A 7,117-nucleotide genomic window follows, 5' to 3' on the forward strand; every position below is an offset into this window, starting at 1 on the left:
GAAAGTTCCACAAGCGATCGCGCTTGATGAATTGACAAACCTGGTAAGCGTAACCAATCATCTACAGTCGCTTGATTAGCGTCAATGCGGATACCTAATTGAGCCGCTATCTGAATTTCTTCCCCAGATTGTAGGCGATAGTAGGGATCGTTGAGCAGCTTGGCGCGGAGTTTTTGCAGTCTAGAGTTTAAAGGTAGCCAGTTATTCATGATTGTTGCTTACCTCAAGAAATCTGGTCTAGCAATTGGCGGCGCTTTTGTTCAAATTCATACTCTGAAATCAATCCATCCTGGCGCAGAGCATCTAATTCACGCATTGCGTCAGCGATCGCTCCTACCTGATTACTCACCTGATGTAAATTCTTTGGGGCTGACTTCCCTAGATTAAAATTGCGATCGAAAGCCTCTTCGTCTTGGGCTAAATACCAAACTCCCTCAATCGCACTAGCTACCTTGGGTATAGGTGTCCAGGAAAGCAACACATACAAAACACCCCATAACGGCTGTCCCAGATAGAATTTATGTAATCCTGAAATTGTCAGCGTGCCAGAAAAAGCTAAAACTGCGGCAATACTTCGACTTTTGCGCTTAGTCAACATATTTCTAATAAATATACGAATACCATAGTTCCTACAATAAGACAGCCAAAAAGCATATTAAACAATTCAAAATTCCAAATGTTCGTGTAGTGTCTCGTAATATAAGAAAAGTAATTTTAGTAAACATCCTGGCAATATATATCCATATAAATTTATTTTAGTCAACTATTCCGGCTTGCCCTTGAAACTTTTGGGTAGTAAGTCCCACAATTTAATATTTGAAAAAACTTGAGTAAGTTTCACATGACTGTACATTGAGCTTTGATGTTAATTTTAAGTTTTTAACGGATTTAAATAACTACGATGTCACAGACCTTCCTACCGCCAGAATGGTTTAAACAGCTTTGCGATCCTTTCGCTGTGCTAGGAATTTCTGTGAGTGCTGACGATCGCCAGATTTTTAAACGCTATCACACTTTAGCAAAGCTGCTACATCCCGATCGCTATGCCAAAAGCTGCAATCCAGATCGACAATTAGCAACGGCAATACTTAGCTATTTAATCAATCCAGCTTACGAACAACTCAAAAATCGACACAAGCGCTTGATTGCTATAGCCATGCTGCGATCGGATGCAAGAGTGTTACAGCAGGAAGCTTTGTGTGGGCAAAGTGCCATAGCTGAGGAAATTATACAAATGTCTGCACCCCAAGCAGAATTGTTTTACGAAGAAGCGATCGCCTCTTATGCAGAAGCTCAATACAAATCACTCCATCAGTTTTATCAAGTTACACAACAAATTAGTATACTGAATTTAGTTTATTTACAGTTGCATAAACCTGACCTATTTCTACCGCAAAAAGCTGTTCGCATCACCCCTGAAGTAGAAATCAAGCCAGTTGAATTGACATTAAATGAAAAAACTGATGTCAAACCAGTTTTGACAAACTACGCTCAACGTCACTACCAGCGAGCTATTGAGTACGTCAGGCTAGCTAATTGGCCTTTAGCTGTGCAAGAACTGCGCGATGCCATCAAGTTAGAGCCAAATAACAGCGACTATTATGCCTTATTAGGTTTAGTACATCTCAAACAGAAATTTATCGGCATGGCCAGGGTTTACATCCGTCAAGCATTAAAACTTAACCCGCAAGATTCACTAGCTTTGAAATACGCTACCAGACTGAAAATTGAACCAGGTAAAAACACCAATCCTAAATCAATGGCTAAAGCTCTGAGTATTGCGGCTTTATTAAGTCGATTTAACGAAGGGAAACGTTCTCAAGTCAAGTGTTGAAATTTCGGTAACAAACCGTACCAAAACCGAAGCTTCGTGACTAGATTACTCTCCTAGACTAAAATAATAAATAGAAGTAAAACTATTAAGCTACTGAGTCTGGGCGCTCAGTTTAATATAAGCAATATGGGATTCTTCGATTCGGAAATAATTCAGCAAGAAGCAAAACAGCTGTTTGAGGATTATCAAGCGCTGATCAAGCTTGGCAACGGCTACGGCAAATTTGATCGAGATGGTAAAAAGCTGTTTATTGAGCAAATGGAAGCCATGATGGATCGATACCGCATCTTTATGAAGCGCTTCGAGCTATCGGAAGATTTCATGGCACAAATGACAGTAGAACAACTGAAAACGCAATTAGGTCAGTTTGGTGTAACCCCGCAACAAATGTTTGACCAAATGCACCTCACTTTAGAACGGATGAAAACCGAGCTAGAAAAACAGCCCTAGTCAATTTTAGATTTTAGATTGGCAATTAATCCAAAATCTAAAATCTAAAATCTAAAATTATTGCGACTTGGGACGAGAAAACTGCGAAGGTGGCTTGAAGTTTTCTACTGGTACGTTCTTAAGTGCCTTCTCCATAAAATCTTTCCAAATTGGAGCTACCATAACACCACCTGTGGCATGGTCAGCTAATTGTCTGTTGTCATCTCTCCCTACCCAGACAGCAGTTGTCAACTGTGGCACAGTACCAACAAACCAAATATCTTTTTCTGATGATGTTGTTCCCGTTTTTCCTGCGGCTGGACGACCGATCGCAGCACCTTTACCAGTACCTTCAGAGATTACCGATCGCATCACATCGATAATTGCTGCTGATGCCCAAGGATCGAGAACTAGCTGGGGTTTCGGGGTGTTATCGAGCAACACATTACCACTACTATCGGTGACACGGGCAATTACAGTTGGCGGAGATTGCCAGCCATAATTAGCAAAAGTAGCATAAGCACTAGCCATTTCCAAAGGTGTCACACCAATTGCCCCAAGTGGCAAGGAACTTACAGGTTCCATCGGACTGGTAATACCCAAGGTACGGCAGGTTTCGATCACTCTATTCATGCCTACAGCCTTACCAATCTTGATCACGGGAATGTTTCGTGATTGCGCTAAAGCTGTGCGGATTGGCATCGATCCCCTAAAAGTATTATCGTAATTTCTGGGAAAATACCAACCGTTACCATCTCGATAGCTGACTGGAGAATCTTCCACGGTTGAGTCTGGTGCATATTTACCACTAGCAAAAGCAGTGTAATATACAAAGGGCTTAAAAGAAGATCCGGGCTGGCGTTGAGATTGAGTTGCACGATTGAATTCACTAATCTTAGGATCTATACCGCCCACCAATGCTTTGATAAAATGCGTGCGTGGATCGACTGCTACCAGCGCCATCTGATTCTTAGATAATCCCTGATCTAAAAGTGTTTTATGCCACTTCGTCACAGTTTCTTCCGCCATCTTTTGGAAGTCAGCATCAACTGTAGTTTGCACCCGCATCCCGCCTTTGAGTAGTGTCTCACGCCCAAACTTTTTAGCCAACTCCTGCGCTACAGTATTGGTTACATAAGGTAGGGCACTACCTTGAAAGGATTTAATTTTCCCAAGTTTTATTTCTTGCTTGAGGGCATCGTCGTACTCTGACTGGCTGATCCAGTTTAATTCCAGCATCCGTCCCAGCACTTCTTTTTGTTTCTGTTTTGCCAGCTTCATGCTCACAAACGGGCTAAATTCTTCTGGTGCTTGGATTAAACCCGCCATCATTGCCGATTCACCCAAGCTTAAATATTCTGATGATTTATTAAAGTAACTGCGTGCTGCCGTTTGTACACCATAATTGTTATGACCCCAATAAACTTGATTGAGGTACATTTCTAATATTTGGTCTTTTTCAAGAATTTGCTCTAACCGGATTGCTAGTACAGCTTCTGCCAACTTGCGGGTGAAAGCACGCTTGCGAGACAAAAACAGATTTTTCACCAATTGCATAGTAACAGTAGAGCCACCCTCTTTGACTCCACCTGCTACAGCATTAACTACTACAGCCCGTCCGACACCGACCGGGTTAATACCGTGGTGATCGTAGAAGTGGCTATCTTCACTTGCCAATACTGCCCGTTTTAAATTCGGGGAAATTCTATCTAGAGGTACGACTTCTCGGTTAGCTTCCCCGTGAATACTTGTTAAGAGTTTGCCCTTAACGTCATAGATGTAAGTCGTTTCTGAGGGAAAGAAGTTACGTAGCTGTCTCACATCTGGCAAATTACGGAAACTGATGGCTAAACCAACCAGTCCTCCGGCTACAATGGAACTTGCCAGCATGGTGATTGAGAGGAGAGTACCGCCAGTTACCTGACCGACTCCTTTCAAAAACTCGAAACCTGATGAAGCCCGACGCTGTGGCTGTTTATCTTCAAAAGTCCTAGACGACGACACGGCTATTTCACTTCCTCACTTGTAAATTTAACTGTAATTGATTGGGTGAAGCAAGGCGGTTAGTTTTTTGCAATTATAGTAGTTTGGCTGATGAGAAAGTGGATAAATTGCAAGTGTTTATAACCAACTTAACTTCTAGTGTGCAAAACATCGCTAATAATGAATCTCTTGGAATGACGCAAGATTTTGCTTGGTTGCGTCGTGGTGTAGTAGAAGTTTTCCCACAATCAGTTGATGTTAACAGTGAAAGTCTAGAAAGGCTTTTACTAACTACAGACCAACCTTTAAGGGTCAAATTGGGGATTGACCCTACAGGTACTGATATTCATCTAGGTCATAGCATACCAGTACGAAAACTGCGAGGATTTCAAGATGCAGGTCATACAGCAGTTTTAATTATTGGCGATTTTACAGCCCGTATTGGCGATCCAACTGGTAAATCTGAAGTGCGTCGTCAGCTTACAGAAGCAGATGTCGCGCAAAATGCTCAGACTTATCTGGATCAAGTACGTCCTATCTTGGATTTTGACACACCAGGAAGGCTAGAGGTGCGCTATAACTCCGAATGGCTCTCTAAGCTCAACTTAGAGAAAATTTTAGAGTTACTCTCCACGATGACGGTGGGGCAGATGTTAGCGAAAGAAGGATTTGCCGATCGCTATAAAAAAGAGAATCCGATTTTTATCCATGAGTTCCTGTACCCGTTAATGCAAGGTTTTGATTCGGTTGCAGTTGAGGCAGATGTGGAATTAGGTGGTACTGATCAGAAATTTAACATTGCTGTAGGTAGAGACTTGCAGCGCCATTTTGGTCAAAAGCCTCAATTTGGAATGCTGCTACCAATTTTGATTGGCACAGATGGCGTGCAAAAAATGTCTAAGTCTTTAGGTAATTATATCGGATTGTCAGAACACCCAGGACAAAAGTATCAAAAGTTGCAAGGAGTTCCCGATCAGCTGCTGTCACAGTATTTTGAACTGTTGACAGATTTACCGTTGGACAAACTGCCAGAAAATCCCCGCGATCGCCAGACACTATTAGCTTATGAAGTTGTCAAACAGTACCACGGCGAAACCGCAGCCCAAGAAGCGAAAGAAGCAGCCCAAAGCGGCGGTAAGGAAGGTGCCGTTCCCGAATTTTCTCTTTCTTCTGGCGTGGAGCAATTTCCGACTAAGTTAGCGTATATTCTCAATGCCACTGGTTTGTGCAAAAGTACAGGGGAAGGAAAGCGGAAAATTCAAGAAGGTGGAGTCCGCTTAGATGGCGATCGCATAACCGATCCTGATACTACTTTTGCTAATCCGGCTGAGTTACAAGGTAAGGTTTTACAAGTTGGGAAAAATAAGTTTGTACGCTTAGTGCCTTAAATGGGGAATCGGGAATGGGGAATGGTCAACAGGTAGAACAACGAATTATTGTGGCTTTGGATGTGCCGGATGAGCAAAGTGCGATCGCTCTTTTAGATCAACTTCCACAAGTTAGTTTCTGGAAAGTCGGTTTAGAGTTGTTTACCAGCACTGGCCCAAAAATTCTGGAAGTTTTAAAGTCTCGACAAAAGCGGATTTTCTTGGATTTAAAGTTTGATGATATCCCCAATACCGTTGCTGGTGCTTGCCGGAGTGCAGCTAGATACGGAGTGGATTTATTGACAATTCATGCTACTGCTGGTAGAGATGCCCTGAAAGCCGCAACTGAGGCGGCACAGTCAGGGGCTGCAAAAGCAGGTGTACAACCACCAAGGTTAATTGCCATTACTCTGCTAACGAGTATTTCTGCTCGGCAGTTGGCATTTGATTTAAAAATACCCCTAGAATTGCCAGAATATGCTCTACAAATGGCACTGTTAGCTCAAGAATCTGGTTTGGATGGGGTAGTTTGTTCGCCTCAAGAGGTGGCACAGTTACGACAAACTTGTGGAGATGACTTTTTGCTAGTTTGTCCGGGGGTTAGACCAACTTGGGCTGATATTGGCGATCAAAAGCGATCGCTGACCCCAGCGCAAGCTATTATTGCCGGTGCAGATTATCTAGTGATTGGTCGTCCCATCACTGCTGCTACTCAGCCTGAGTTAGCCTGGAAGAGGATTTCTGAGGAGTTAACCACGGTGGCATGAAGCTAAGAGTTAGTGAGACACTCCGAGTGCAGGGTGTAGGGGAGAAAAATCTTGCCTCTTCCCTCAGTCAGAAAAATTATAGTTTCCTTTTCGCTTGTGGTTTCTGGATTTTAGTATCAAATAGCTTTCCTTACCCAGCCTTTTCGATAAACCCCAACCCTAAATCCCCGACATTAGCAGAAAGGGAAAATATCAACACTGAGGCGAGGTCTTTGTGTTCTGAGCAAAATTTAGAAACATTAACTATACAGCTACTGCAAAAATTACCTAGTTATACCAATCGCGCTAGTCAACGCGCCCGTCGCCTCAGTAGAAGCAGTCAGGTTTACAGTTATATGCTAGTGGCAGGAAAACCTGAATTTACTCCTCTGCCCCTTAACCTTGAAGAATATAGTGCAGATGCGTCTAAAAGCGCTACATCAGGAGTTGAGCAAGTTTTCTTTACTACCTTGGAGCGGCAGTATATAGGTAAGAAAGCGGTAGAATTGCAAGAATTCCACTGGCTGTTGTTGACTAAAACTCAAAGTGGTTGGCAACTAGTGATGATGTTTTCTCAAGCTGGTTCCCATTCAGAACAGCAGCCACTATCCCCGCCACGCGATAGTAGTAACGGTACTATTGCCCAAGGGGTTAAAACTTGGTTGCGCGATTGTGAAGCTGGAAGTGTACGTCATTGAAGAAGAATTCAGGAGTCAGAATGGGCTAAACGCCCCGCTACCGCTAACAGGAGTCAGAAT

Annotated in this window: 7 protein-coding genes and 1 pseudogene; 5 read left to right on the forward strand and 3 right to left on the reverse strand. The window is 43.0% G+C overall.

What is annotated here, in order from left to right; all coding sequences use genetic code 11:
* Both HWQ37_RS02560 and HWQ37_RS02565 read right to left on the reverse strand, forming a co-directional pair.
* A pseudogene (locus tag HWQ37_RS02560) lies at window positions 1-209 on the reverse strand (ComEA family DNA-binding protein); the annotation flags it as partial.
* Window positions 210-223: 14 nt separating this feature from the next.
* Window positions 224-598, reverse strand: a complete 375-nt coding sequence (locus HWQ37_RS02565; RefSeq protein ID WP_292743341.1) for an NINE protein — start codon at window positions 596-598, stop codon at window positions 224-226.
* Window positions 599-901: 303 nt separating this feature from the next.
* Between HWQ37_RS02565 and HWQ37_RS02570 the strand changes: the two genes are divergently transcribed.
* On the forward strand, window positions 902-1,834 hold the full coding sequence (locus tag HWQ37_RS02570; protein ID WP_292743343.1) for a J domain-containing protein: 933 nt from the start codon (window positions 902-904) through the stop codon (window positions 1,832-1,834).
* A 126-nt stretch (window positions 1,835-1,960) separates the two neighbouring features.
* Entirely contained in the window at window positions 1,961-2,284 is a 324-nt protein-coding gene (locus tag HWQ37_RS02575) for a DUF1825 family protein (protein ID WP_292743346.1), read from the forward strand.
* Window positions 2,285-2,341: 57 nt separating this feature from the next.
* On the opposite strand, the gene HWQ37_RS02580 is transcribed toward HWQ37_RS02575, so the two are convergent.
* Complete coding sequence (locus HWQ37_RS02580) at window positions 2,342-4,267, reverse strand: transglycosylase domain-containing protein (protein WP_292743348.1); 1,926 nt, start codon at window positions 4,265-4,267, stop codon at window positions 2,342-2,344.
* A gap of 173 nt (window positions 4,268-4,440) precedes the next feature.
* On the opposite strand from HWQ37_RS02580, the gene tyrS reads away from it, so the two are divergent.
* The 3 genes from tyrS to HWQ37_RS02595 are packed head-to-tail and all read left to right on the forward strand — an operon-like array spanning window position 4,441 to window position 7,057.
* Window positions 4,441-5,634: a tyrosine--tRNA ligase gene (gene tyrS, locus HWQ37_RS02585; protein WP_292743376.1), complete on the forward strand. Its 1,194-nt coding sequence runs from the start codon at window positions 4,441-4,443 to the stop codon at window positions 5,632-5,634.
* A 14-nt stretch (window positions 5,635-5,648) separates the two neighbouring features.
* On the forward strand, window positions 5,649-6,380 hold the full coding sequence (gene pyrF / locus HWQ37_RS02590) for an orotidine-5'-phosphate decarboxylase (protein ID WP_292743350.1): 732 nt from the start codon (window positions 5,649-5,651) through the stop codon (window positions 6,378-6,380).
* Window positions 6,377-7,057 carry a hypothetical protein gene (locus tag HWQ37_RS02595; RefSeq protein WP_292743373.1) on the forward strand — a complete coding sequence of 227 codons (681 nt, stop codon included), beginning with the start codon at window positions 6,377-6,379 and terminating at the stop codon, window positions 7,055-7,057. Before pyrF ends, HWQ37_RS02595 begins: the two co-directional genes overlap by 4 nt.
* Window positions 7,058-7,117 lie beyond the last annotated feature (60 nt).

Origin of the sequence: Nostoc sp. NMS4, from assembly GCF_017115095.1 — a bacterium.
Classification (GTDB): Bacteria; Cyanobacteriota; Cyanobacteriia; order Cyanobacteriales; family Nostocaceae; genus Nostoc.

What these genes read in the sequence shown, in the direction of transcription:
- HWQ37_RS02565 (WP_292743341.1), bottom strand. Translation starts at nt 598, where the DNA reads ATGTTGACTAAGCGCAAAAGTCGAAGTATTGCCGCAGTTTTAGCTTTT.
- HWQ37_RS02570 (WP_292743343.1), top strand. Translation starts at nt 902, where the DNA reads ATGTCACAGACCTTCCTACCGCCAGAATGGTTTAAACAGCTTTGCGAT.
- HWQ37_RS02575 (WP_292743346.1), top strand. Translation starts at nt 1,961, where the DNA reads ATGGGATTCTTCGATTCGGAAATAATTCAGCAAGAAGCAAAACAGCTG.
- tyrS (WP_292743376.1), top strand. Translation starts at nt 4,441, where the DNA reads ATGACGCAAGATTTTGCTTGGTTGCGTCGTGGTGTAGTAGAAGTTTTC.
- pyrF (WP_292743350.1), top strand. Translation starts at nt 5,649, where the DNA reads ATGGGGAATGGTCAACAGGTAGAACAACGAATTATTGTGGCTTTGGAT.
- HWQ37_RS02595 (WP_292743373.1), top strand. Translation starts at nt 6,377, where the DNA reads ATGAAGCTAAGAGTTAGTGAGACACTCCGAGTGCAGGGTGTAGGGGAG.